Origin of the sequence: Pseudochelatococcus sp. G4_1912 (assembly GCF_047501465.1) — a bacterium.
In the GTDB taxonomy this organism is placed as follows: domain Bacteria; phylum Pseudomonadota; class Alphaproteobacteria; order Rhizobiales; family Beijerinckiaceae; genus Pseudochelatococcus.
Map to the genome: position 1 here is coordinate 838266 of NZ_JAZDRL010000002.1, position 24355 is coordinate 862620.

20 protein-coding genes and 1 riboswitch are annotated in these 24355 nt (G+C 54.1%); of the genes, 10 read left to right on the forward strand and 10 right to left on the reverse strand.

Annotated elements, in window-relative coordinates; all coding sequences use genetic code 11:
• Positions 1 to 120 precede the first annotated feature (120 nt).
• Positions 121 to 975, reverse strand: coding sequence for a prephenate dehydratase (locus VRZ32_RS10990; RefSeq protein WP_414526202.1), 855 nt, complete (start codon positions 973 to 975; stop codon positions 121 to 123).
• A 17-nt stretch (positions 976 to 992) separates the two neighbouring features.
• Positions 993 to 1739, reverse strand: a complete 747-nt coding sequence (locus VRZ32_RS10995; protein WP_414525770.1) for a 3-deoxy-manno-octulosonate cytidylyltransferase — start codon at positions 1737 to 1739, stop codon at positions 993 to 995.
• Between the two features lie 212 nt (positions 1740 to 1951).
• On the opposite strand from VRZ32_RS10995, the gene VRZ32_RS11000 reads away from it, so the two are divergent.
• A complete protein-coding gene (locus VRZ32_RS11000) occupies positions 1952 to 2572 on the forward strand; it encodes a c-type cytochrome (RefSeq protein WP_414525771.1) in 621 nt (206 codons plus the stop codon).
• 125 nt (positions 2573 to 2697) lie between these two features.
• Here the strand turns inward: VRZ32_RS11000 and VRZ32_RS11005 are convergent, their stop codons facing one another.
• Positions 2698 to 3978, reverse strand: a complete 1281-nt coding sequence (locus tag VRZ32_RS11005) for an NAD(P)/FAD-dependent oxidoreductase (protein ID WP_414525772.1) — start codon at positions 3976 to 3978, stop codon at positions 2698 to 2700.
• Between the two features lie 224 nt (positions 3979 to 4202).
• A complete protein-coding gene (locus tag VRZ32_RS11010; protein WP_414525773.1) occupies positions 4203 to 5600 on the reverse strand; it encodes a glutamine synthetase family protein in 1398 nt (465 codons plus the stop codon).
• Between the two features lie 228 nt (positions 5601 to 5828).
• Between VRZ32_RS11010 and VRZ32_RS11015 the strand changes: the two genes are divergently transcribed.
• From VRZ32_RS11015 to VRZ32_RS11030, 4 genes are all read left to right on the forward strand, one after another.
• Positions 5829 to 7001, forward strand: a complete 1173-nt coding sequence (locus VRZ32_RS11015) for an ABC transporter ATP-binding protein (protein ID WP_414525774.1) — start codon at positions 5829 to 5831, stop codon at positions 6999 to 7001.
• Between the two features lie 16 nt (positions 7002 to 7017).
• The gene (locus tag VRZ32_RS11020; RefSeq protein WP_414525775.1) at positions 7018 to 7977 is read left to right on the forward strand and encodes an ABC transporter permease subunit; all 960 of its coding nucleotides are present in this window, start codon (positions 7018 to 7020) and stop codon (positions 7975 to 7977) included.
• Positions 7974 to 8765, forward strand: a complete 792-nt coding sequence (locus VRZ32_RS11025) for an ABC transporter permease (RefSeq protein WP_414525776.1) — start codon at positions 7974 to 7976, stop codon at positions 8763 to 8765. Before VRZ32_RS11020 ends, VRZ32_RS11025 begins: the two co-directional genes overlap by 4 nt.
• Before the next feature lie 193 nt (positions 8766 to 8958).
• Entirely contained in the window at positions 8959 to 10314 is a 1356-nt protein-coding gene (locus tag VRZ32_RS11030; RefSeq protein WP_414525777.1) for a hypothetical protein, read from the forward strand.
• 367 nt (positions 10315 to 10681) lie between these two features.
• Here VRZ32_RS11030 and VRZ32_RS11035 read toward each other — a convergent pair whose 3' ends face one another.
• Together VRZ32_RS11035 and VRZ32_RS11040 are read right to left on the reverse strand one after the other, a co-directional pair.
• Positions 10682 to 11029 (reverse strand): hypothetical protein, encoded by a 348-nt coding sequence (locus VRZ32_RS11035; RefSeq protein WP_414525778.1) that lies wholly within the window; start codon positions 11027 to 11029, stop codon positions 10682 to 10684.
• A gap of 214 nt (positions 11030 to 11243) precedes the next feature.
• A complete protein-coding gene (locus VRZ32_RS11040; protein ID WP_414525779.1) occupies positions 11244 to 12071 on the reverse strand; it encodes a hypothetical protein in 828 nt (275 codons plus the stop codon).
• A 272-nt stretch (positions 12072 to 12343) separates the two neighbouring features.
• On the opposite strand from VRZ32_RS11040, the gene VRZ32_RS11045 reads away from it, so the two are divergent.
• From VRZ32_RS11045 to metE, 5 genes are all read left to right on the forward strand, one after another.
• On the forward strand, positions 12344 to 12829 hold the full coding sequence (locus VRZ32_RS11045) for a DUF2948 family protein (protein WP_414525780.1): 486 nt from the start codon (positions 12344 to 12346) through the stop codon (positions 12827 to 12829).
• Entirely contained in the window at positions 12813 to 14108 is a 1296-nt protein-coding gene (gene hisD, locus VRZ32_RS11050) for a histidinol dehydrogenase (protein ID WP_414525781.1), read from the forward strand. Before VRZ32_RS11045 ends, hisD begins: the two co-directional genes overlap by 17 nt.
• Before the next feature lie 151 nt (positions 14109 to 14259).
• Complete coding sequence (locus tag VRZ32_RS11055; protein ID WP_414525782.1) at positions 14260 to 14748, forward strand: UPF0262 family protein; 489 nt, start codon at positions 14260 to 14262, stop codon at positions 14746 to 14748.
• Between the two features lies 1 nt (position 14749).
• Positions 14750 to 15193 carry a low molecular weight phosphatase family protein gene (locus VRZ32_RS11060; protein ID WP_414525783.1) on the forward strand — a complete coding sequence of 148 codons (444 nt, stop codon included), beginning with the start codon at positions 14750 to 14752 and terminating at the stop codon, positions 15191 to 15193.
• 54 nt (positions 15194 to 15247) lie between these two features.
• A riboswitch (cobalamin riboswitch) is annotated at positions 15248 to 15488 on the forward strand.
• 109 nt (positions 15489 to 15597) lie between these two features.
• On the forward strand, positions 15598 to 17952 hold the full coding sequence (gene metE / locus VRZ32_RS11065) for a 5-methyltetrahydropteroyltriglutamate--homocysteine S-methyltransferase (RefSeq protein ID WP_414525784.1): 2355 nt from the start codon (positions 15598 to 15600) through the stop codon (positions 17950 to 17952).
• Here the strand turns inward: metE and VRZ32_RS11070 are convergent, their stop codons facing one another.
• The 4 genes from VRZ32_RS11070 to VRZ32_RS11085 are packed head-to-tail and all read right to left on the reverse strand — an operon-like array spanning position 17953 to position 24282.
• Positions 17953 to 18747 (reverse strand): aminotransferase class IV, encoded by a 795-nt coding sequence (locus VRZ32_RS11070; protein WP_414525785.1) that lies wholly within the window; start codon positions 18745 to 18747, stop codon positions 17953 to 17955.
• Positions 18744 to 20162 carry an aminodeoxychorismate synthase component I gene (pabB, locus tag VRZ32_RS11075; protein ID WP_414525786.1) on the reverse strand — a complete coding sequence of 473 codons (1419 nt, stop codon included), beginning with the start codon at positions 20160 to 20162 and terminating at the stop codon, positions 18744 to 18746. Before pabB ends, VRZ32_RS11070 begins: the two co-directional genes overlap by 4 nt.
• Positions 20163 to 20183: 21 nt before the next feature.
• Positions 20184 to 21323: a ribonucleotide-diphosphate reductase subunit beta gene (locus VRZ32_RS11080; RefSeq protein WP_414525787.1), complete on the reverse strand. Its 1140-nt coding sequence runs from the start codon at positions 21321 to 21323 to the stop codon at positions 20184 to 20186.
• Positions 21324 to 21348: 25 nt separating this feature from the next.
• The gene (locus VRZ32_RS11085; RefSeq protein ID WP_414525788.1) at positions 21349 to 24282 is read right to left on the reverse strand and encodes a ribonucleoside-diphosphate reductase subunit alpha; all 2934 of its coding nucleotides are present in this window, start codon (positions 24280 to 24282) and stop codon (positions 21349 to 21351) included.
• Between the last annotated feature and the right edge of the window lie 73 nt (positions 24283 to 24355).

The following is a 24355-nucleotide window of genomic DNA, read 5'->3' on the forward strand; positions in this document are numbered from 1 at the left end:
ACGGTGCAGAGACTGCCCGTTGAGAGTGGCCATAAAGGGGCAAAGAAAATTCAGCGTCGTGGCAAATCCTGCCGAAGCGCTGGATATTCTATGCAGTCACACTTGTGTGATGGAGGTGATTTACTCTTCCACCAATGTCTGCATCTGACGGAAAGGATGCGCCGGATAGACGCCAAGAATGCGTGTTTCCTTTGAGAAAAACGCAAGCTCTTCCATAGCAAGCCGCAAAGAGCGATCATCAGGGTGGCCATCTACCTCGGCATAAAACTGCGTTGCAAGAAAGCGTCCTTCGACCATGTAGCTTTCGAGCTTTGTCAGGTTCAGACCATTCGTCGCAAAACCACCCAGCGCTTTATAAAGCGCCGCAGGCACGTTGCGTACACGAAAGATAAAGCTGGTTACTACATTCGGTTCGCTCGCCCGTGTCCATTGAGGTTCGCGAGCCAACACGACAAAACGGGTGGTGTTATTTTTCTCATCTTCAACGTCTTTGGCCAGGGTATTCAGACCGTAGATATCGCCAGCCAGTTGAGGGGCCAGAGCTGCCTGGGTGGGATCATTCCATTCTGCTACCTGACGGGCGGAGCCTGCTGTATCAGAGGCCACCACAGCCTTGAGGCCAAGCTCGCGTATAATACGTCTGCACTGCCCCAACGCATGGACATGACTGTGCACGGTTTTGATGGTGGCGAGCGTTGCCCCCTTCGGTGCCATCAGCTGAAAGCGGATCGGTAGAAAATGCTCGCCAATAATATGCAGGCCAGAGGCGGGCAACAGGTGATGAATATCGGCGACGCGCCCCGCAATCGAGTTCTCAATGGGGATCATGCCGAGCCCCGCCTGGGATTCAGTAATCGCGGATAACGCATCCTCGAATGTTGCACAGGGCAAGGGCTGCCAATCAGGAAACGCCTCATGTGCAGCGATATGGGAATTCGCGCCAGGCTCACCCTGATATGAGATGACTTTCGGCATCTGGCCAAATGGTGCGGTCATGATTGATCCATCCCTGAAAGGAGGCTGCGGGCGCGGGCAAGATCATCAGGTGTATCTACACCTAATGGTACATCGTCAACGATAACAACATCAATACGCATGCCATTCTCCAGCGCGCGCAATTGTTCCAGCTTCTCTCTTTGCTCTAACGGTGAAGGAGCAAGGGTGACAAACCGTGCTAAAGCACTGCGGCGATAAGCATAAAGACCGATGTGATGAAACAGCGGTCCTTCGCCCCACGGTGCGGTGGCGCGTGTGAAATAGAGGGCGCGCAGATGAGCAGGCGCTATCTCACTGCCTACAACCTTCACAACACTTTCAGCTGTGCGCTCCTCATGGCGGGAGATCTCCACGGCAAGGGTGGCAATATCTACTGCCGGATCGTTCAGAAGAGGGGTGAGCGATGCGGCGATAATTGCCGGATTAATAGTCGGCAGATCGCCTTGTACGTTGACGATGACATCGTGATGACCATCCGGATCGACTATTGAGAGCGCTTCAAAGATACGGTCGGAGCCGGAAGGGTGGTCAGCGCGGGTGATAATCGCGCGGCCACCCGCAGATTCGACCGCCTGAGCGATTTCCTGCGAATCAGTGGCCACGATTACCGGTCCGATATTGGCCGCTTCTGCCCGTTGCAGCACATGCACAATCATTGGCAGGCCATTAATATCCGCCAGCGGCTTGTTTGGAAGGCGCGTTGCGGCGAGACGGGCGGGGATAATAACGAGCGGAGAAGGCATATCTGGACTTGAACCAATGCAAAAAGCGTGCGTTTCGATCACGGTTAGCGAAAAAAAGATGAAATGTCACATATCATCTTACGTCATATCTTGCTTATACGAGTTGCAAAGTGCAGAGCAAACCGGGTAATCATCCCGTATTGTGATCGCTCGAACGGACCTGTAGTGTCCTGCCGGGTAAAAATTTAGGTATGGACCGGAGCCGCAGACCGATGGATTCCTTCGAGCTCAACAAAATCGCCGGCGCGGTGCTCGGCACCCTTCTCTTCGTGATGGGTCTTGGCATGCTGTCAGGCATCATCTTTAATCCGAAGACGCCGATCGTCGCTGGCTATGATCTGCCTGGAGCAGCAGAGGCTGGCGCTGGCGCAGCGACCCAGACGGCTGCAGCTGTCGCGCCGATTTCCGTGCGCCTGGCTGCCGGCGACCCCGCGCGCGGCGAAAAGGCCGTGGCCAAGTGTAAGGCTTGCCATAACTTCGCTGAAGGCGCAGGCGCAAAAGTTGGCCCTGATCTTTACAACATTGTTGATCGGACGATTGGTGCGGTTGCAGGCTTTGGCTATTCTGCACCGATGAAGGCGCATAGTGATGCCGGTGACAAGTGGACATATGATAACCTTGACCACTTCATTGCCAACCCCAAGGGCTTCGTGAAGGGCACAATCATGGCGTTCGCAGGCGTTGCAAAGCCTGAAGAGCGCGCTGATATCATCGCTTATCTTCGCACCCTTTCGGCCAATCCTGTGCCGCTGCCTACGCCAGAAGCAGCACCTGCAGATGATGCAGCGCCAGCCGTTCCTGCAAAGCCAGCAGAGGCTGAGCCTGTGCATTAAGCTGCAGCAGCTGGAATACGAGAATGCCCTGGTTCGCCGGGGCATTTTTTTATTCAGCGTGATTGGGATGAGATGGTTTGTTGGTTGATAGCTGAAAATGAATCAGCGTTCTAAAGCAGTTTTCTCTATATTCTGTCGAGCAAACCGAACCCTATCATGGCTGCGGTTAGCAATGGGCGACGCAGGCATCGTCCGCCGGGCAGCGAGGGAACTGGTAGGGACGCCATTTCGCGGAAACGCGTATTATCTCCCAGCATCGCCTGTGCAATGATCCTGCCTGTATAGGGCGCTAGCATCACGCCCTGGCCTGAATAGCCAGAGGCGACATAAAGCCCTGCATTCAACTGGCGCACGAACGGTAGGCGCGTGGCCGTAATGCCGAGTTTTCCACCCCAGCCGTGGGTTATCGGTGCATCAACGAGTTGCGGATAGAGCTCCAGCATGCGCGTGCGTACTCTTTTGGGGAAATTGCGCGGTAAACTGGAGCCATAGCTCTCACCACCGCCAAAAATGATGCGGTTGTCTTCTGTACGGCGGAAATAGTTCACTACAAACCGTGTATCGGATGCCGCAATCATACCCTTCAACACGCTGTCAGCCAGTGCGGGATCAAGTGGGGCGGTAGCGATCATAAAGTTTACCAATGGCATCACATGCGCGGCTGCAACGTCTGACAGGGCATCGAGCGACCCATCGCCGCTGAGTAGAACTGCACGGGCGCGCACGGAGCCGATATTGGTAATTACGCGCCACGCGTTGCCATCGGGCACTACTTTCAGCACCCGCGATTGTTCATAAATCTGTGCTCCTGCTGCTTCTGAAGCTAGCGCAAGGCCGCGCGTCAAAGCCAATGGATCAAGATGGCCGCCGTGGGGGTTGAACACGCCTCCGAAAGCGCCATGCATATGCGTGTACTTTTCAATTTCGCGCGCATCGAGCACTTCAAGTTCGGTTACGCCATAATGACGGGTGAGATGCTCGGCATCCTCGGCTAAGGCATGAAAATGGCGCTTACGATGGGCAATGTGCAGCAGGCCAGGGCGATAGGCACAATCAATGGCGTATTGATTGATCACTTCAGTCAGCCACAGTCTGGCCTCCTCAGCGATATCCCATACAGCCCGCGCGCGCGCCTTACCAATGCGCGCTTCAAGCCATAACTGATCACGCCGCTGGCCCGGATGCACCTGCCCGCCATTAACGCCCGATGCACCACCACCAACGTGCGCTGCTTCAACAACGTATACGTTACTTCCCGCCTTTGCGAGCGTTAACGCTGCACCGAGGCCTGTAAAGCCAGCACCCACAATACAGATGTCAGCGATCTTATCGCCGAACATTGCAGAACGCGCAGCTGCCAAATCGCTGCGTTCCTCATAAAGGTTTGTCAGAGAAGCTTGGACCATCGGCCATTAGTCCGAAAATAAGAGTGCCCACAATGCACTCATCTCGCCAGAATTTTAAGAAGCGAAACAGGGCGCCACAGTATCCCAGCCAGAAAGCCCATAAGCGTTAATCTTTGTGCCAAGGTGAATGGAAAATGGGATCTCTTGAACTGGCACACAGTACGTGAGCACCGGAAGCAATGAGACACCATAGCGGGCCATCATGACACAAAGACCATCGCATTCTAGACGTTAAGGAGAAGGTATTCCCGCTCCCATGGGCTGATAACTTGCATGAAAGTGTCATACTCTGTGCGTTTTACGGCGGAATATGTCTTTACGAAGCTTTCCCCCAACACATCAATCAATGGCTCGCACTCACCCAGTGCAAGCACTGCCTCAAGAATGCCGCTGGGCAGATCGAAGTCGAGATTATAGGCAGAGCCAGTTACCGGTTCGCCCGGTTGCAGTCCTGCCTCGATACCCAAATAGCCGCACGCCAATGTTGCTGCGATGGCCAGATACGGATTGGCGTCTGATGACGGGACGCGGTTTTCCACGCGTCGCGCATCTGCATCAGATGGTGGCACGCGTAAGCCGGTGGTACGGTTATCGTAGCCCCAGCGTACATTAATCGGTGCAGTCGAATTACGGGTCAGGCGGCGATACGAGTTGACATATGGCGCAAGCATGGACATGGCCGCAGGCAGATACGTCTGCAAACCGGCAATGTAGGAAAAGAACGCGCCGGAAGGCGATCCATCTTCATTCGAAAACAGATTCCGCCCGGTTTTTGCATCCACCACTGATGTATGGATATGCATGGCAGACCCAGGCTGGCGCGCAATCGGCTTGGCCATAAACGTGGCGTACATATCATGCTGTAGCGCGGCCTCACGGATAGTGCGCTTGAACAGGAACACCTGATCCGCCAGATCGAGCGGATCGCCGTGGCGCAGATTGATCTCCATCTGCCCCGCGCCCTCTTCATGAATGAGAGCATCAATAGAGAGCCCCTGTGCTTCTGAATAATCGTAGATGTCCTCAAAAAGGTCATCGAACTCATTCACAGCAGAGATGGAGTAAGCTTGACGACCAATTTCAGCGCGTCCAGAGCGACCAATCGGTGGTTCAAGCGGATAATCCGGATCGGTGTTGCGTTTAACGATATAGAACTCGATCTCAGGGGCGATAACCGGCTCCCACCCGTTGCGGCGATAGAGATCAAGCACCCGCTTCAACACTTGCCGCGGTGCGTTCTCCAGCGGTCTTCCATCGCGGTGGAAGGCGTCCAGAATAACCTGTGCAGTGGGGTCAGACGCCCATGGTACGGAGGTGAGCGTGGAAAAATCCGGTCGCAGGACGAGATCGCCATCGGCAGGCATTTCGCGCTGTAGCACTTCCTCCGGATAATCGCCGGCGATGGTCTGGTAGAAAATCGCACCAGGCAGGCTCATCACCGGGTTGCCGAGAAATTTCTGCGCGGGCATAACCTTCCCACGCGCTACGCCAGCCTGATTGGGAACAAAGCATTCAATTTCCTCAATGCCGCCCCGCTTCATAAACTCGCGCGCGCCATCGACATCATCAGCGCCCCGCAGTTTGCGCAAGCTGTCTTTCTGCGAAGTTTTCTTCCTGCTCATCCGTCACCTGATTTATCTGCCGTTCGCAGTAATCGCCGCAAAGTTGTATCTGTCAATGATCAGACATTAAATCATCCGATCATTCTCCTCGAAAATGACTAACAAAGTGGCAAATATTACGGTGGTGCGCTTGCGGCGCAAACGCGGGACCGTTAACGTTTTTTGTATTGTTCATAATGAGCGCGCGGCTGAAGAGGCTGCGCATGAAGAGTAAGGGTTGGCGCGTCTATGACGGAAGCACGCAAACGTGATTCGCTTGCGATTGGCGCTGTGCGCCGCGATTTTGCACCATGGCTGGATCCAAATGCAAAGCCGCTTATCCGCTTTGAGAGCGTTACTAAACGGTACGGTGATTTCGTTGCTGTGGATAACCTGACACTCAATATCTTTGAGCGCGAATTTTTCTGTCTGCTGGGCCCCTCCGGTTGCGGCAAGACGACCCTCATGCGCATGCTTGCAGGTTTCGATGAACCAACAAGCGGTCGCGTTGTACTGGCCGATCAGGTAATCAACGGGATTCCGCCTTACCGACGTCCTGTAAATATGATGTTCCAGTCCTACGCGCTGTTTCCGCATATGAATGTGGAAAAGAACATCGCTTTTGGCCTTGTGCAGGATGGCCTCCCTCGCCAGGAAATCCGCGATCGGGTTGCTGATATTCTGCGCCTTGTGCAGCTAACGCCGTTTGCAGGACGCAAGCCCGATCAATTGTCGGGTGGCCAACGTCAACGTGTGGCGCTGGCGCGTGCGCTCGTTAAACGGCCAAAGGTGTTGCTGCTTGATGAGCCGCTTGGTGCGCTGGATAAAAAGCTGCGTGAGGAAACCCAGTTTGAACTGATGGATCTGCAGGTCAATCTCGGCATGACCTTTCTGGTCGTAACGCACGATCAGGAAGAGGCCATGACCATGGCCGACCGCATTGCAGTGATGGATAAAGGCACGATCAAGCAGATCGCACCTCCAGGACAGGTGTATGAGCAACCTTCCAGTCGCTATGTTGCTGAGTTCATTGGTGATGTGAACATCATTGAAGGCAAGGTGAGCGCTGTCGAGAGCGGCCGCTTGCGCATTGAACGGGCAGATGGTCTTGGCAGCTTATTGATCGAGGCGCCCTCGGAAATCACAACCACGATGGGGCAGTCAATCGCCGTTGCGCTGCGCCCCGAAAAGCTTGTGCTTCACCGCGATGCGCCTGCTGGTGCAACAAACCTGCTGTCTGGCGAGATTTGGGATATCGGCTATCTAGGCGATTGGACGATATATCTGGTGAAGCTTGAAAGTGGAAAGATCATCCGTGTTTCCCGCGCCAATGCAAGTCGCTTCGTTGAACAGCCGCTGACATGGGATGACAAGGTATACCTCACGTTTGCGCCTGAAGCTGGCGTGCTGTTAACGCAATGACAAAGCGGGCGCTAGTATGAGTGACATCAACCACAGCGAGAGCACCAGGGCTGATCATGCAGCGCCTTTCGCACGCGCGTCCCGATTTCTGAGAGGGCTCGTGCCAGCGCTGCCATTTATCTGGCTGCTGATTTTCTTTCTGACGCCATTTGCAATTGTATTCAAAATGGCGCTGTCGCAGCCAGCGACGGCGCAACCGCCCTATGTGCCCGTCATCGACTGGTCAGCGGGATGGATTGGTATCCAGAATGCGCTCAGCCAGTTTAATACGGATAATTTCCTGCTTCTGCTTGATGATCCACTTTACATCATTTCTGCTTTTTCATCTCTGCGGGTAGCTGCGCTCTCAACAATGATCTTGCTGTTGATCGGCTTTCCTATGGCCTATGCAATGGCTAAGGCGCCAAAGAACCGTCGCCCTTTTCTGTTGATGCTGGTTATTCTGCCGTTCTGGACAAGCTTTCTGATCCGCGTTTATGCTTGGATTGGCATTCTGAAACCTGAAGGAATGCTCAACACAGTACTGATAGGGTTGGGGATCACAGATCGACCATTGCAGATCCTTAACACTGACACCGCGATCTACATCGGTGTTGTATATTCATATCTGCCATTCATGGTGTTGCCGCTCTATGCCACGCTGGAAAAAATGGATTGGACATTGATTGAGGCTGCGCAAGACCTTGGTTGTCCACCTTGGAAGGCTTTCTGGCGTGTGACAGTGCCGCTCGCTCTTTCCGGTATCGCTGCTGGTTCACTGTTATGTTTCATTCCGATTGTGGGTGAATATGTCATTCCGGAATTGCTCGGCGGCGCTGACTCACTGATGATTGGTAAAACATTGTCAGATGAATTCTTCAAAAACCGCGATTGGCCACTTGCATCTGCGGTGGCGGTTGTGTTGCTGATTATTGTCGTTGGGCCTGTGATGATCTTCCGTGAGCTTGAAACGCGCCGGTTGGAGAAAGCCCGATGACCCGTCGTTTTACACTTTTCGATGCAACTGCGCTCACATTTGGCTTTGCATTTCTCTATCTGCCGCTGCTGGTGTTGGTGGTTTATTCGTTCAATGACTCGCAGCTGTTGAACGTCTGGGGCGGTTTTTCAACGCGCTGGTATGTTGCTGTGTGGAATGATGGCCCGCTATTGATTGCACTGCGTAACTCGCTTGGTATTGCATTGATATCGGCAGCTATAGCAACTTTTTTTGGCACGCTTGCGGCGCTGTCATTAGTGCGTTACGCGCGCTTTTGGGGCAGGCGGTTATTTACGGGTATGGTCTATGCCCCCATGGTTATGCCAGAAGTTGTCACTGGGTTATCGCTGTTATTATTTTTTGTCGCGATCGGTGCGGAGCGTGGCTTCTGGACAGTTGTACTCGCGCATACAAGCTTCACGATGTGCTATGTTGCCGTTGTGGTGCAATCGCGATTGATCTCATTCGATAAAAGCCTTGAAGAGGCCGCACAAGACCTTGGTTGCCCGCCGGTAAAAACCTTTTTTACGATCACTTTGCCGTTGATTGCGCCATCTGTAATGGCAGGATTCTTGCTGGCCTTCACGTTGTCGCTTGATGATGTCGTGATAGCAAGTTTTGTTACCGGTCCAGGTACTTCAACGTTACCCATCGAGATATTCAACAAGGCGCGTCGTGGCCTGTCGCCAGAGATTAATGCATTGTCATCGCTTATGTTACTGGTTGTGACGCTTGTGGTTGTCACCTCATCGTTGATCTCGAAGCGGGCGATGTTGCCGCAAAGATAGCAATTACGTGAGGCGGCAGGATCTTGAAAAGATCAAGGTGTCATTGTGATAAAAGGCACCTTATCTACTGCCACGGCAGTGTAGAATGTTTCTTTTCTTGCCTATTAGGTAATTGTCATTTTCAATGCTACGCTTCATAATATGCAGGAAAGTATTTTTTCAAGGTATCTTGTTGTCTGACAGGAGGCTTTTTATGGCTGTTGATAAAAGTGCATATTCCCTAGGGGCCAATAGACTTTCTATAATAGCAACAGCTTCCTCAAAAGAAGAAGCTCTCAAACTGAATCGTTGGGATAGTATTAAGGATTTTTTTCGCGGCGGCACTAAACGTGAAACGATCGAAAAATTATTTACTGAACTTCATTCATCTGGATCTGGGGAGCCTATCTTAAGTGGAGTTGAGGCCCCAACTAAAAACTTAAAAATTTTCAATGAAATCCGCTCTCACGCTCGGCCAGAAGAGCTGTCAAAGTTCAAGGCCATTATCTCCCACGATGAAGTGAATAAATCGTGGAGTTATAAATTTGAGATAGGGGATAATATTATATATAAAAGTTCGCCTTTAAGTTATCAATCAATATATGATCAGGCGATGTTGGTTGCTTTTGAAAGATCAGAGTTGGCAGAAAGTATGTTGTGTTCTGCTATAGATGCCAGTAAAGATGTTGTGAATTATTCTTCTGGTGATGTTGATGCTGCGCGCGAATCCATCAAAAAGACCCTTGGTAGCTTAGTTAACTCAGATACACTAGTAGATAATAATGTTGGTTCAACTATTCAAGAATTTGAATTAGAAAAAATATATGAAAATATAAAACTATTATCAGAAGACTCCGATAATATGCTTTTGAATAATATGAGACTTGCTTATAAGGCAGATCCATACTCAAGTGTTCGAGAGCTTGCAGTCAACGGTCATGTCTTGGTGTCTCTCCACTCAAAAGACCCGCCGCTTGAGCGCCCTGTGCTTAAATTAGCTGACATGAAGGCTGCGATAGAGAGCGCCCAAAAGGGCCAGGATAGCAGCCCGGTACTCGTATCTCCCGGAAGTCCTGGGGCGTCTGGTCAGAGGCTTCGGCGTGTATGGAATATGCCGCGTACTGAGAATATTCATGCGCAATTTCGTAGGAATTTAAATACTTTCTTCCCATCGGGGGGGACGCAATCTGAGATGAGGTTTAACACAGGGGCGAGCTTTTTGTCCTCAAAGGTAACTGTCATCAAAAGATCAGAGTTATTTAAGCCTCAGGATGCGCAATTATCGCAGCTCCAGAATGAAGGATCGAAACAACCATCCCCCTTGCCGCCTGGTTTTGGTGGGATGGTATCATCTTTGGCCCAGCAGGCGCTGCCGCCCATTCCTCCTCTTCCGCCAGATGATGAAGATGAGGATATTCCGCCGCCGCCGCCACCTCCACGCTCGCCGTTGTTATCGGGTGCTCTCACTGGTCACGCGTCGCGCGCTCAAGATTTTCAGGTGGATATGCAGCTTAAAAGGCCAACAATTCCTTTGCCTCCCATACCGGAGACACCAGAAGATGAATCATGATCGTGAGCCTGGAGAGTAGTTTTTGCAATATGAGAACATTATCCGGGCTTCAGATTTCATTCTTAAGTGCGATGCGGGCAGAAAGCGCCTGCATCGCTGATAGCCGTGAACTACTTGTTTCAAGATGTAGGGGCTAGGCCAAGCCGCAAGCTGTCACGAAATTCTGGGGGCATGCGAGGGTAAGCCTAAGAAGTATGCGGGGCGGAAGTTTCGTCGCTTGATTAATCAGCTGCAGCGCGATGCTGTATTTGGCTTCATGCGTTAAAATTTAGAAATAGTGCCTATTTAGCCTTTTAATCAACAATGCCGCCCCGGTTATGTAATCCGAGGCGGCTTTTTCTGCTGCCGATCTTTTGCGGCAGTTTTTTTACTGAACCACACCACGTTTTGTGCCGAAGCCGGGTAGGTCGCAGCGGCATGGCGAGCCGCTATTAAGCGGACCAGCAGGACATGCGCCGCGTGACGTTACACAAACGCCACCGCCACGCCGCGGAGGTGGGCGATTTCCCCAACCTGGAGGCGGTGCTGGTTGTCCCCAGCCAGGTGGAGGGGGTGGTGGGCGCCTGTCCCAATCACGATCTCGGCGGCGGTTATCCCATCCGTAGCCTGGTCCGCCGCGGCGACCGTCGTCATAATACTGAGCCTGAGCCGTATCCACGATAAATAACGCGGCGGCACCAGCTGCAAACGTCAACAGAGCCGTATAATGTTTCAAGGTATCCCCCTTAAAGCTTACGCTTGGGCCGTATTCCCTCAATCGAAACCATCATGCGTATTTTATCAGTAACGGATGATAATAGTCCACGCAGTCTGCATGCCAAACCACACCTCTTAATATCATTCTTAATGTAAGGCTAATCAATGGCAGGCATTTGGATTCTTATTCAAATAATACCCCGGCAGGAGAAAAGATGCATATTAACAATAATTTAGGTGAGATTTGTACAAGATGAATTCTCATGCATGTATAATTGATGTGCGTTATCAAGGATATTCTGGAGGTCTTTGAGAGAGCGCTTTGCGCTTTCTAGAAGTGCAGGAGCCTCATCAATAACAAAACTTTCACTCCGCATTTTTTCTAACGCGAAAATCGCATCAAGAGCTATTTCTTGCGCTCTTTCTGCATCATCGAGATGCTTTTGGGCTTCAGGGTTTATATTCTGACCCATGTCTAGCGATATAAGGCGCTCATTCGCTGAATGGTAAGCGATATGCAGATCCAGCAATCTTTGATCTATTTCAGAGGGAACGGGAGTTGACAGGGACACATCCCTGAATCGAAGCTCACCAGGAGTGCTCCGGCCATCATCTCCCACGTCTACGTGCTCCCTGTCATTGCGGTTGAGCAGGAGCGAGATGTCCTTCGTGTCCACCTTCAGTGTACTGGCAAGCCGCTCTGATGGTATTGATGAGAGATAATCGAAGAAGCGAGCTAGCAGATGCTGGATATAAGCTGTAAGCAGGTTGCCCTTCTTAAAATTCTGGAGAGCGCTGATCAGCCAGTTGATAGCGCGCGCGGCGAACCATTCACCAACCTCTTCGCTGGTGACAGGCTGGGTAGCGGCAATAATCGCTTCTGCATGTGATAGGTAAGAGGCATGCATTGCAAGTTTATAAAACGATTCTTGCGAGCCTTCGAAACCTGCAAGCAGGTTTGTAATTTGCGGGCAAAGGCTATTATCATTCGAATTTGAGTTTTGATATTGCAAGCGAGAGGAGCAGCTCAAATTGCTATGATCATTACTTAAGAAAGGCATAATTATTTCCTGAGATGCAAAATCATACTTACTTAAAAAAGCGCTTTAAATTAATTTTGATGTTAAAAAACTCAATCTTTAAAATAATAACCCACATTCGGAATTGTTGCAAATTATAAGATTAAAATGCATCGTCAATCCCTTCGAGGTTAGCTATCGTCCGCGATTAAATCGCCATGCTCTGTTGTGTTTTTTGCTATCACTCTTTGCGTGCTTGCCTGTCGCGGCGTGGATCGGTAAATCGTACTTTAGAGTATGCGTGGAAGGATGCCATGGGCGGGGATGATAGTATAAACGCGGAAGGCGGCAGCCACTTGTTGCGGTTGCTGGCGCTTGATGGGCAGGATCTCGATGTGATTTCCGCGCATCTTCAGGACGCAGTCGTGCGGCGCGGGGATTTGCGTTACCTGCCGACTGAGCGGCGCTTTGCGCTGGCGCTCCAGCGTTTCGATTGGGAGCGTGAGGAGGGGAGCGGGCACCAGCGTCGGCTAACCGCGCTGCATTTCGAGCAGGTGCTTGCTGTGCGCCACCGTAAGCTAAATGAACATTCTGACGCACTACATACACTGCTGGCCGTGTATTTCGTTGATAATGAGAAACCGTCAGGCGTTGTGGTGCTGGAGTTCTCCGATGGTGCCGCCATACAGCTTGATGTCGAGTGCGTTGAGGCGCAAATGAAGGACCTGGGCCCGGTGTGGGAAGTGGAGACACGTCCTGTGCACGCAAAGGTGGAGGATGATGATGCCAACAAGGCTTGACGCATGCGATGCTGGTTTCGAGGCGGCCTTCCGGGTGCTGCTATCGGCAAAGCGGGAAGTGTCGGAAGATGTCGATGCGATCGTGCGCGATATTATTGCCGATGTTGTGCGTCGTGGCGATGAAGCTGTTATAGATTATACATCTCGTTTCGATGGGATGACGCTGACGGCCGCAACCCTTCGTGTGACCGAGGCCGAGATTGACGCCGCTTTGGCAGCTTGCCCTCCCGAAGCCTTGGCTGCGCTGGAAGTAGCGCGTGTGCGCATCGAAGCATATCACCGCCGGCAGGTTCCCGCTGATGAGCGGTTTACGGACGAGGCGGGTGTCACCGCTGGATGGCGCTGGACGGCTATTGAATCAGTTGGGCTTTATGTGCCCGGTGGTACGGCGAGCTATCCTTCGTCTGTACTGATGAACGCGATACCAGCGCGCGTGGCCGGTGTGCCGCGTATTGTGATGGTAGTGCCAACGCCTGGCGGTGTTGTTAATCCGCTTGTGCTGGCTGCAGCGCGCCTTGCTGGTGTGGATGAGGTATACCGGGTTGGTGGCGCGCAAGCCGTTGCAGCACTCGCGCACGGTACGGAGACAATCGCGCCTGTTGCCAAGATTGTGGGGCCGGGCAATGCATATGTTGCGGCTGCCAAGCGACGCGTGTTCGGGCTTGTGGGCATTGATATGATTGCGGGACCATCGGAAGTGCTGGTGCTGGCGGATGGTAATGCTAATCCCGAATGGATTGCTGCTGATCTTCTGGCGCAGGCTGAGCATGATACGGCTGCGCAATCCATCCTGATAACTGACAGTGCCGATTTGGCTGATGCGGTTATGGTGGCTGTTGAGGGACAACTTGCTACCTTGCCGCGCGAAAAAATTGCGCGCCAAAGCTGGGATGAATTTGGTGCGGTTATCATTGTGCCATCATTGGCTGAGGCCATTGGCCTTGTTGATCGGATCGCGCCGGAGCATCTGGAAATCGAAGCTGAGAATGCTGAAGAGCTGGCTGCTGCAGTTCGCAATGCGGGTGCGATTTTCCTCGGGCAATACACACCAGAGGCCATTGGTGATTATGTCGGCGGCCCTAACCATGTGTTGCCGACCGCGCGATCTGCACGATTTGCGTCAGGGCTTGGCGTGCTTGATTTTCTAAAACGTACCTCCATTCTGCAGTGTACGGCTGAAGCTTTGCACGCCATCGGCCCCGCCGCCATTCAGCTTGGCGAAACTGAGGGCTTGCAGGCGCACGCGCGTTCAGTCAGCATCCGACTGAACCTTGGATAGATAGAGCATTTTCCCGATTCATTGAATCGCTCAAGATGCTCCAGGTTATTGAGTGGGCGCATTTTCGAACCGAGAAAGCGGTACTCACTTTTTCTGAAAAAGCTATAGAGTCGGGCAAGATGGTGTGGCGAGATAAGCGAAAGGCCGGGATGTGACCAGCGCTGACGATGACAAGCGCCGACGGCTCGTATCGGTCACGCTGGATGAAGCGTCGCTTGGGCGCGGCAATTCAGATCAGGAACACGAACGCGCCATCGCAATTTGGGATATCATTGAGGAAAATACTTTTGCTGTCTGCGGGCATGAGGGTGGCCCTTATGCGTTGCGCATCTCGCTGGTTGATCGCAAATTGGCGCTGGAAATCCGCGAGGCTGAGGGCGAGGCAGTCGTTTCACACTTTCTGTCGCTGACGCCGTTTCGGCGCGTGATCAAGGATTACGAGCTGGTCTGCGAAAGCTATTATGCCGCTATTCGCACCGCTACTCCCTCGCAAATTGAAGCGATTGATATGGGGCGGCGCGGCTTGCACGATGAAGCATCCGAGCTGCTGCGCGAGCGGCTGGCAGGTAAGCTCACTGTGGATTTTGATACCGCACGCAGGCTCTTCACCCTGCTGTATGCGCTGCACTGGAAGGGTTGATATGGTGACCGGCGCGGGGAGGCGTCGCATCCAGTCAGTGTTGTTCATGTGTGCGCTTAACGCTGTACGCTCGCCTATGGCCGAGGGCATTACGCGGCATTATTTTGGCCGCTCGCTCTATGTTGCATCCGCCGGCGTCAGGCCGGATGACATGGATCCGTTTACCATCGCTGTCATGGATGAGATTGGTATCGACCTTAGCCGCCATAAACCTCACTCGCTTGAGGAGCTGGAAGACACTGGCTTTGATTTGATCATTTCCCTTTCACCCGAGGCGCATCATCGTGCGATGGAGCTGACGCGCACGATGGCCGTTGAAGTGGAATATTGGCCCACAGTTGACCCCACAGCCGTTCACGGTTCGCGCGAGCAGCGACTGGAGGCTTACCGTGCTGTGCGAGAGAGCTTGGTGAAGCGCATTACTGAGCGATTTTCTGGCGTATAAAACAACGACATAAACATATCTTTATATTCGTACTTGACCGCTACCTTTTATCTGCCATAGTGCGCGGATCGTGGTTCTTCATACCTTTCGGGGCGATGAAGCCAAGAGGGAATCCGGTGTGATGCCGGAGCTGCACCCCGCAACTGTTAGCGGTGAGCGTTTATCCATTTTATGTCACTGATGGTTTGGGGGTGGAACCAATCACTTGCGATTGGTCTGCACCTGTACATCGGGAAGGCCGGATAAGCGTGTTGACCCGTGAGCCAGGAGACCTGCCACGATCGCATAATCGTCCTCGGGCGGGGTCCCCGGTGGTCGCAGGTCGTGGCCTCTTGGGGAATTCCTATGGAGTGTTCACGTGCGTCCGCTCGGCCTTTTGCCCCCATTGTTAAGGGGTTTAGCCGATGTCTGCATCTGTTTTGGTCGCCACACTTGGTGCGCCACGCATTGGTCCACGTCGTGAATTAAAGGCGGCGCTGGAGAGTTACTGGTCCGGAAAAACCGGCTCTGATGCCTTGTTGGAGGTTGCTGCTGGCCTTCGAGGAGCAAACTGGGCGCGCCAACACGCGGCCGGTATTACGCACATCCCGTCAAATGATTTTTCACTGTATGATCAGGTGCTTGACACAACAGTGACCGTAGGTGCCATTCCTGCTGGCTATGGGTGGAAAGACGGTGCTGTATCGCATGAAACCTACTTCGCCCTTGCGCGTGGTACGCAGGGCGAGCAGACATGTTGTACGCATAAAAGCGCAAACGACCATGCTCATACTAACGGTGCAGCCGGGTTATCTGCGCTGGAAATGACCAAGTGGTTCGATACCAATTACCATTATCTGGTGCCAGAATTTGTGCGTGGGCAGGCATTTGAGTTGGCGTCTACCAAGGTTATTGATGAATTCCGCGAGGCAAAAGCGCTAGGCTATCATACACGTCCTGTGCTGGTGGGGCCTGTGACATTCCTGAAGCTCGGTAAAAGCCGTGACGAGCATTTTGATCCGCTGCTGCTGCTGCCCGGGCTTTTGCCGGTTTACACCGAGATATTGCGTCGGTTGGCGGCACATGGTGCGGATTGGGTGCAGATCGATGAGCCGGTGCTGGCGCTCGATATTGATGATGCAACCCGCGCTGCCTTGAGAGCAGCCTATGAGATGTTTGCGCGTGCTGTGCCGGGGTTGAAAATTCAGCTCACAAGCTATTTTGGTCCACTCGGCGATAACCGCGCGACTGCTTTGGCATTGCCAGTTGCCGGGTTGCATCTTGATTTGACGCGCGCATCCGAACAGCTTGACGGTGTGTTGAAGGAGGCGCCTGCGGGGCTGGTGCTTTCGCTTGGTGTGATTGATGGCCGTAATGTCTGGCGTGCTAATCTACCGGCGATCCTTGATCGGATTGAGCCAGTCATGGCCAAACGCGGCACGGATCATCTCATCGTTTCATCGTCGTGCTCGTTGCTGCACGTGCCGTTTGATCTGGCACTGGAAACGGGGCTTGATGAGGAGCTGAAGGGCTGGTTGGCATTTGCGGCGCAAAAGCTCGATGAACTCTCCATTCTGGGCCGGGCCCTGTCATCTGGGCGTGGTGCGGTGAAGGAAGAGCTTGCGGCATCACAAGCAGCTGTGGATGCGCGTAAGGCTTCGCCTCGCATCCATAATGCGGCGGTAGCCGCGCGGCTTGCGGCGGTGAAGCCCGAGGATGCACGCCGTGCGCACGCTTTCAGTGAGCGGCGGAAAGCGCAGAATGAAGCTCTACGTCTACCCGTTTTTCCCACAACGACGATAGGCTCTTTCCCTCAAACGGGTGAAGTGCGCAAAGCGCGCGCAGCGCACACGCGTGGTGAGTTGGATAATGCGGGATATGATGCTTTTCTACGGCGGGAAACGGCAAATGCTATTCGCTGGCAGGAGGAAATCGGTATCGACGTTCTCGTGCACGGAGAGTTTGAACGCAACGATATGGTGCAGTATTTTGGCGAGCGTTTGGATGGTTACGCTTTCACGCGCACTGGATGGGTGCAGAGCTATGGCTCGCGTTGCGTGCGCCCGCCTGTGATTTATGGCGATGTGTCGCGCCCTGAGGCGATGTCTGTGGCGTGGACAACTTATGCGCAATCGCTCACCGACAAGCCGGTGAAAGGCATGTTGACGGGACCGATCACCATGCTGCAATGGTCGTTCGTGCGGGATGATCTATCGCGCGCCGATGTCTGTCGTCAGATTGCATTGGCACTTCGTGATGAGGTGAGCGATCTGGAGCGCGCTGGTATCAGTGTGATTCAGATAGATGAACCCGCTATCCGGGAAGGACTACCGCTGCGCAAAGCCGATTGGGCGCATTACCTCGATTGGGCCGTGGAGAGTTTTCGGCTGTCGTCGTCTGGCGTGCGGGATGCAACGCAGATCCATACGCACATGTGCTATTCGGAGTTCAACGACATCATCGATGCTATTGGTGCGATGGATGCTGACGTGATTTCCATCGAGACCTCGCGCTCCAAAATGGAACTGCTCGATGCCTTCATCACATATCGTTATCCCAATGAGATTGGCCCCGGCGTATATGATATTCATGCGCCGCGTGTTCCTTCAGTCGCAGAGATGGAGGCGCTGCTGGAAAAGGCGGAGCAAAGATTGGCGGCTGATCAGATTTGGGTCAATCCCGATTGCGGTTTGAAAACGCGCCAATGGGAAGAGGTGCGGCCAGCATTAGTTAATATGGTGGCCGCCGCCCGTGCATTGCGGGCGCGTGTAGAAGGCTGATTATCCGCCAAATAGTAGGCCGGTCAGCCTTGTGCTAATCGGCTTATCATCGGGGAGCACCCTTCCAGCAAGTTTGCAAACTTGACGAATGCCAAGGCTCGACGTGAGGAAAATTTCTTGCGCGCGTTTAAGGTCATCGGCGGTGAGGGAGGCTTCGCGCCCGCCCTCCACGAGAACGCGCGCGCGTGTGATGCCGGGCAGTGCGCCGTCAGAAAGCGGCGGCGTCAGTAGGGCATTATCGATCACGGCGAAGATATTGGCGGCTGTTGCTTCTGCAATTCTGCCAGCGGTATTGATGAGTATCGCATCATCTGCGCCCAGCGTTTGAGCTTCGCGCCTTGCGATGATGTTATCGAGACAATTAATGCTCTTCACGCCAGCGAGGGGCGATTGTTCGTTGCGACACGTGCTGTTGGCGATAATCAGATGGGCGGGTGGTAATGCGGCGCTTGCTGGGAAAGCGGTTATGAGCACAGTTGGCCGCGATTCAGTTGGCGGGGCTAACCCACGTGGACCACTACCGCGCGCGACTGTTAGGCGCAAAGAGCCTTCTTGCAACCGATTGGCTTGCAAAACTGCTGTTATTGCAGCTTCGATATCAGTGTTCAGAGGGGGTAGGCTGATGATGTCTGCCCCAGTCCGCAAGCGCGCTAGATGTTGCGTTAGGCATTGTGCCTGGCCGCTTGAGACGCGGATGGTTTCATAAAGCCCGTCGCCAAGCAGAAACCCACGATCGGTGATGGCAATGTGTGCGTTTTCGGCTTCGAGCAATTGTCCGTTCAGCCAGCAGATCATGATGCGTCACCTGTCACAGCACGCAAGAGGGGGCGCATTTTCAGCTGTGCCTCATCGTATTCAAGTGCAGGGACGGAATCGGCAACGATGCCGCCGCCAGCTTCCGCAATCAGGGTATTATGTTGACGCACAAGCGTGCGGATTGCGATGCTGCTATCCATTGCACCATCTGCGCCGAGCCACACGATGGAGCCGAAGCACACGCCCCGTTGGCGCTGCTCCAGTTCGTTGATAATCTCCATCGCCCGGATTTTGGGCGCACCCGTGATCGAGCCGCCGGGAAAGCAGGCCCGCAACAGGTCAACCACATCGCAATCCGGCTTGAGTTGTCCACTGATGGCGGAAACAAGGTGATGCACCGAGGCAAAAGTTTCCACCTGCATGAGAGCGGGCACCTGCACGCTGCCAGCCTCACAGATCCGCCCCAGATCGTTGCGCATCAGGTCCACGATCATGAGATTTTCGGCCCGGTCTTTGGTGCTGCCGGCAAGTTCTGCGGCGAGGGCGGCATCACGCACAGGATCGGCATCCCGGCGGATGGTGCCTTTGATCGGACGGGTTTCGACATGGCCGGTGCTATCCAGCGCCAGAAAGCGTTCGGGCGAGGCGGAAATCACGCTCATCTCAGCCCCGTAGCGCAAAAAGGCCGCGAAGGGCGCTGGGCTGATTGAACGTAAGCGGCGGTAGAGCATGAAATCGTCAAGGCCAGTGGGCCGCTCTGCCGTCATCCGTTGGGTGAGATTCGCCTGAAAAATATCGCCTGCGTGGATGTAATCGATAACGCGTTGAATGGCCTGCTCCACCATCGCGCGTGGACGCTCGGCATGCCACTCGCTGCGAGGCTGCCAATCAATGGCGGGAAGCGGTTCTGCTTGCTGCAAACGTTTCAGAATGTGCGTTTCGCGCGCCTTGGCACGCTGCTCTCGCGCTGAGCCTTCAGCTTCAGGCAATCCGGTGCTGATTAGGAAGCATGTGTGCTGGGCATGATCGAACGCGATAACGCAATCATACAGCCCCACCACCATTTCCGGCACGGCATGCGGATCTTTGGCGAGTGGAGGGAAGCGGTCTGCGTGGCGGCCCATCTCGTAAGCCAGATAGCCAACAGCTCCGCCGATAAATGGTACAGGAGCGTTCGTTGCGGCCAAATGGCATCCGGTGAGGTGACGTTGCAACACGCTGAAGGGATCGCCCGCTTCAGCTATTCCATCAACGGAAACGCCTGTGTCATCCGATCGGATAACGGCAAATGGCTCTACTGCGATGTAGGAGTAGCGGCTGCGTGTATCGCTGTCGGCATTATGGTGCGCAAAAGTACTTGCGGCCGCACTGTCGAGCAGTGCGGCCACAGCATCATTGGCGAAGGGCTGAAATTTTTCCAGCACATCGCCATAAGGGAGAGTCGTTATCCGCAAGGGATCAATCCAGGCCTAAAATTAATCCCAGCTAAGCGCGCCGCCGTTCTGGTATTCGATCACGCGGGTTTCGAAGAAGTTCTTTTCCTTCTTCAGATCCATTGCTTCCGACATCCATGGGAATGGATTTTCCGTCGCTCCGAACACGGGTGCAAGCCCAAGCTGAGCGCAGCGGCGGTTGGCGATGAAGTGCATGTACTGCTCGCACAGTGCAGCGTTCAGCCCCAGGAAGCCACGCGGCATCGTCTCACGACCATAGGCAGCCTCAAGCTCAGCCGCTTCTGCGATCATGCCACGAATTTCATTCTGGAACTCTTCAGTCCACAGATGCGGATTCTCGGCCTTGATCTGGTTGATGACGTCGATACCGAAGTTCAGATGGATCGATTCATCGCGCAGGATGTACTGATACTGTTCAGCAATACCCACCATCTTGTTGCGGCGGCCCAGCGACAGAATTTGCGCAAAGCCGGTGTAGAACCACATACCTTCGAACACAACATAGAATGCCACGAGATCGCGCAGGAAAGCCCGATCGTTCTCAGGCGTGCCCGTCTTGAACTCAGGATCGTCTAGATGCTGCGTGTAGCGTAGTGCCCATGCCGCCTTATCGGTGATGGAAGGCACTTCACGGTACATGTTGAATAACTCGCCCTCATCAAGGCCGAGGCTCTCTACGATGTACTGGAAGGTGTGTGTGTGCACCGCCTCCTCAAATGCCTGACGCAGCAGATACTGGCGGCATTCTGGGTTGGTCAGATGGCGATAGATCGCCAGCACGATGTTGTTGGCAACAAGGCTCTCTGAGGCTGCAAAGAACCCCAGATTGCGCTTGATTGCATGACGTTCATCATCCGTCAGACCATTAGGCGACTTCCATAGTGCGATATCAGCTTGCATCGCAACTTCGGTCGGCATCCAGTGGTTGTTGCAGCCGGCGAGATATTTCTCCCACGCCCAATGGTATTTGAGTGGTAGCAGCTGGTTCACGTCGGCACGGCAGTTGATCATGGCCTTGTCGTCAACCGAAACGCGTCCTGCGTTTCGTTCAATCGTGCCAAGGCCTGTCGCGTCAGCCGCAACACCTTCAAGATCTGCGACCTCGATACCGGCTGCGGCTTTTTTCTGTGCCGCAGCTGTGGGTTCGGACCAATCGAGCATCTTAATATTCCTTCTCTTTCGATGATTACTGGCAGGCTTCGCAATCGGGATCGTTGATCGAGCAAGCCTTGCCCGCGGTCACGCTGTCGAGGCGGATATCGTCTGCCCGTGCGGGGGCTACCGTCTGTGCAACCTGCGTCTGAGCAGCCGTGGTGGTCGCGACAGAAACTGCGTTCAGCTTACCGTCAGTGCCCTTCAGGGTCGATTTCTCGACGTGGGTCGCGGAAGTGGATCGCAGGTAATAAGTGGTCTTAAGGCCCTTGCGCCATGCCAGACGGTAAAGCTCATCAAGCTTCTTGCCCGATGGATTGGCAAGATAGAGGTTAAGTGACTGCGCCTGATCGATCCACTTCTGACGACGCGAAGCAGCATCAATCAGCCATGCCGAGTCGATCTCGAAAGCGGTTGCGTAGAGCGCCTTCAGATCAGCAGGCACGCGGTCGATCTGGCCGAGCGAACCGTCGAAGTACTTGAGATCCGACACCATCACCTCATCCCAGAGATTACGTTCCTTCAGATCACGCACGAGCTGCGCATTCACCACCGTGAAGTCGCCCGACATGTTCGATTTCACGTAGAGGTTCTGATACGCGGGCTCAATTGACTGTGCCACGCCGCAGATGTTGGAGATGGTAGCGGTTGGTGCAATCGCCATCGTGTTGGAGTTGCGCATACCAACGCTCTTCACTTGCTCGCGCAGGGCGTTCCAGTCGAGCTTCGAGGAGCGGTCCATCTCAAGAGTGCCGCCACGTGAATCGTCCAGGATCTGGATCGAATCGATTGGCAGGATGCCCTTCGACCACAGTGAACCCTCGAACGATGCATAACGGCCACGCTCGATAGCGAGATCGGACGATGCCTTGATCGTGTAGAAGCTGATCGCTTCCATGCTCTCATCGGCGAACTGCACGGCAGCTTCGCTGCTGTAAGGAATGCGCAGTGCCTGCAACGCATCCTGGAAGCCCATCAGGCCAAGACCAACCGGACGGTGGCGCAGGTTGGAATTGCGTGCTTCCGGAATGGTGTAGAAGTTGATGTCGATCACGTTATCAAGCATGCGCATTGCAGTCTTGATGGTGCGTGCCAGACGTTCCTGATCCAGGCCCTTTGGCGTGATGTGGTTCAGCAGGTTGATCGAGCCAAGGTTGCACACGGCCACTTCGGTTGCCGAAGTGTTGAGCGTGATTTCCGTGCACAGGTTCGACGAGTGCACCACACCCGCATGTTGTTGCGGCGAACGCAGGTTGCAAGGATCCTTGAACGTCACCCATGGGTGGCCGGTCTCGAACAGCATGGTCAGCATCTTGCGCCACAGGTCGATCGCACGAATGGTGCGGAACACGCCGAGCTCACCGCGGGCAGCCTTGGCTTCATAGGCCTCGTAAGCCGACTTGAATGCTGGGCCAAAGAGGTCGTGCAGATCCGGTGTTTCATCAGGAGAGAACAGCGTCCACTGGCCATCTGCCGCAACGCGTTCCATGAACATGTCCGGAATCCAGTTGGCGGTGTTCATGTCGTGGGTGCGACGACGATCATCGCCGGTGTTCTTACGCAGGTCGAGGAATTCCTCGATATCGATATGCCACGTTTCGAGATAGGCGCAGACCGCGCCCTTGCGCTTGCCGCCCTGGTTGACAGCAATTGCGGTGTCGTTAGCAACCTTCAGGAACGGTACCACGCCCTGCGACTGGCCATTCGTGCCCTTGATATGAGCGCCGAGACCACGCACCTGCGTCCAGTCATTGCCCAGACCGCCCGAGTACTTGGCGAGAAGTGCATTGTCCTTGATCGCCTTGAAGATACCATCAAGGTCATCCGACACCGTGGTGAGGAAGCACGATGAAAGCTGCGGACGCAACGTGCCAGAGTTGAACAGCGTTGGCGTTGACGCCATGAAGTCAAACGATGACAAGAGGTTGTAGAACTCAATTGCCTTGGCATCGCGGTCAATCTCACGGATCGCAAGACCCATGGCGACGCGCATGAAGAACGCCTGTGGCAGCTCGAAGCGCGTGCCGTGATCGTGCAGGAAGTAGCGGTCATACAGCGTCTGCAGGCCAAGGAACTGGAACTGCAGATCGCGCTCTGGCTTCAACGCAGCGCCGAGGCGTGCAAGATCGAAGCGAGCAAGTTCAGGATCGATCAGCTCGGCCTTGATGCCCTTCTCCACAAAACTGTGGAAGTAAGAAGCATAGTAATCGCCGTTTGCTGCCTCGGATGCAGCACGTGAATTGCCGAGAATGTAGGTAAGCGCCTCATGGCGCAGCTTGTCGAGCAGCAGGCGTGCGCTGACGAAGGCGTAGTTCGGCTCGGTCTCAACGAGGGTGCGTGCGGCCATGATCTGCGCCAGCGCCAGCTCGTCAGACGAAATGCCGTCATAAAGGTTGCGACGCGTCTCTGCGAGCACGGTCTCAGCCGAGGTGCCTGCGAGGCCAGCGCAAGCATCTGTGATGACCCGAGCCAGGCGTGCATCATCAAGTGGTGACAAGCTGCCATCGCTGGAGCGCACATTGAGCTTGATGGCAGGTGCGCCGGTAAGCTTGGCCTTTTCAGCGCGCTCGCGTGCACGATCTTCACGGTAAAGCACGTAAGCGCGCGCAACCTTATGGTGGCCGCCACGCATCAGCGCGAGCTCAACCTGGTCCTGCACATCTTCAATATGGAGTGCGCGCTCGCCTTCGACGCGGCGCGTGAGGGCGGACACGACCTGCTCTGTCAGCTCGGCAACGATCTCGTGCACACGGCGCGAAGCGGCAGCTTGAGTGCCTTCCACGGCCAGAAATGCCTTTGTAACAGCAACGGCGATCTTGGCCGAATCGAAGGGCGACAGCGAACCGTTGCGGCGAATGACGGAAAACGCCAACGCGCCGCTGCTTGCAGCAGGTGTGGCCTGCGATGAGCCAGACAGGGAAGCGCCAGAAAGCGTTTTACCAGTGGGTTGATCAGGTGACAGAGACATTGGCCAGTTCCTGCTAAAGGCTACAAAAAGGGTTTAGAAGATGGGCAGGTTGATGTTCCTAAACCCTGCGATC

Bases quoted from the DNA above. Each gene is read 5' to 3' on its own strand.
- VRZ32_RS11040 (WP_414525779.1), bottom strand. From the start codon at position 12,071: ATGCCTTTCTTAAGTAATGATCATAGCAATTTGAGCTGCTCCTCTCGC.
- VRZ32_RS11010 (WP_414525773.1), bottom strand. From the start codon at position 5,600: ATGAGCAGGAAGAAAACTTCGCAGAAAGACAGCTTGCGCAAACTGCGG.
- VRZ32_RS11030 (WP_414525777.1), top strand. From the start codon at position 8,959: ATGGCTGTTGATAAAAGTGCATATTCCCTAGGGGCCAATAGACTTTCT.
- VRZ32_RS11025 (WP_414525776.1), top strand. From the start codon at position 7,974: ATGACCCGTCGTTTTACACTTTTCGATGCAACTGCGCTCACATTTGGC.
- metE (WP_414525784.1), top strand. From the start codon at position 15,598: ATGTCTGCATCTGTTTTGGTCGCCACACTTGGTGCGCCACGCATTGGT.
- VRZ32_RS11020 (WP_414525775.1), top strand. From the start codon at position 7,018: ATGAGTGACATCAACCACAGCGAGAGCACCAGGGCTGATCATGCAGCG.
- hisD (WP_414525781.1), top strand. From the start codon at position 12,813: ATGCCAACAAGGCTTGACGCATGCGATGCTGGTTTCGAGGCGGCCTTC.
- VRZ32_RS11070 (WP_414525785.1), bottom strand. From the start codon at position 18,747: ATGATCTGCTGGCTGAACGGACAATTGCTCGAAGCCGAAAACGCACAC.
- VRZ32_RS11000 (WP_414525771.1), top strand. From the start codon at position 1,952: ATGGATTCCTTCGAGCTCAACAAAATCGCCGGCGCGGTGCTCGGCACC.
- VRZ32_RS11045 (WP_414525780.1), top strand. From the start codon at position 12,344: ATGGGCGGGGATGATAGTATAAACGCGGAAGGCGGCAGCCACTTGTTG.
- VRZ32_RS10990 (WP_414526202.1), bottom strand. From the start codon at position 975: ATGCCGAAAGTCATCTCATATCAGGGTGAGCCTGGCGCGAATTCCCAT.
- VRZ32_RS10995 (WP_414525770.1), bottom strand. From the start codon at position 1,739: ATGCCTTCTCCGCTCGTTATTATCCCCGCCCGTCTCGCCGCAACGCGC.
- VRZ32_RS11060 (WP_414525783.1), top strand. From the start codon at position 14,750: ATGGTGACCGGCGCGGGGAGGCGTCGCATCCAGTCAGTGTTGTTCATG.
- VRZ32_RS11015 (WP_414525774.1), top strand. From the start codon at position 5,829: ATGACGGAAGCACGCAAACGTGATTCGCTTGCGATTGGCGCTGTGCGC.
- VRZ32_RS11085 (WP_414525788.1), bottom strand. From the start codon at position 24,282: ATGTCTCTGTCACCTGATCAACCCACTGGTAAAACGCTTTCTGGCGCT.
- VRZ32_RS11080 (WP_414525787.1), bottom strand. From the start codon at position 21,323: ATGCTCGATTGGTCCGAACCCACAGCTGCGGCACAGAAAAAAGCCGCA.
- VRZ32_RS11005 (WP_414525772.1), bottom strand. From the start codon at position 3,978: ATGGTCCAAGCTTCTCTGACAAACCTTTATGAGGAACGCAGCGATTTG.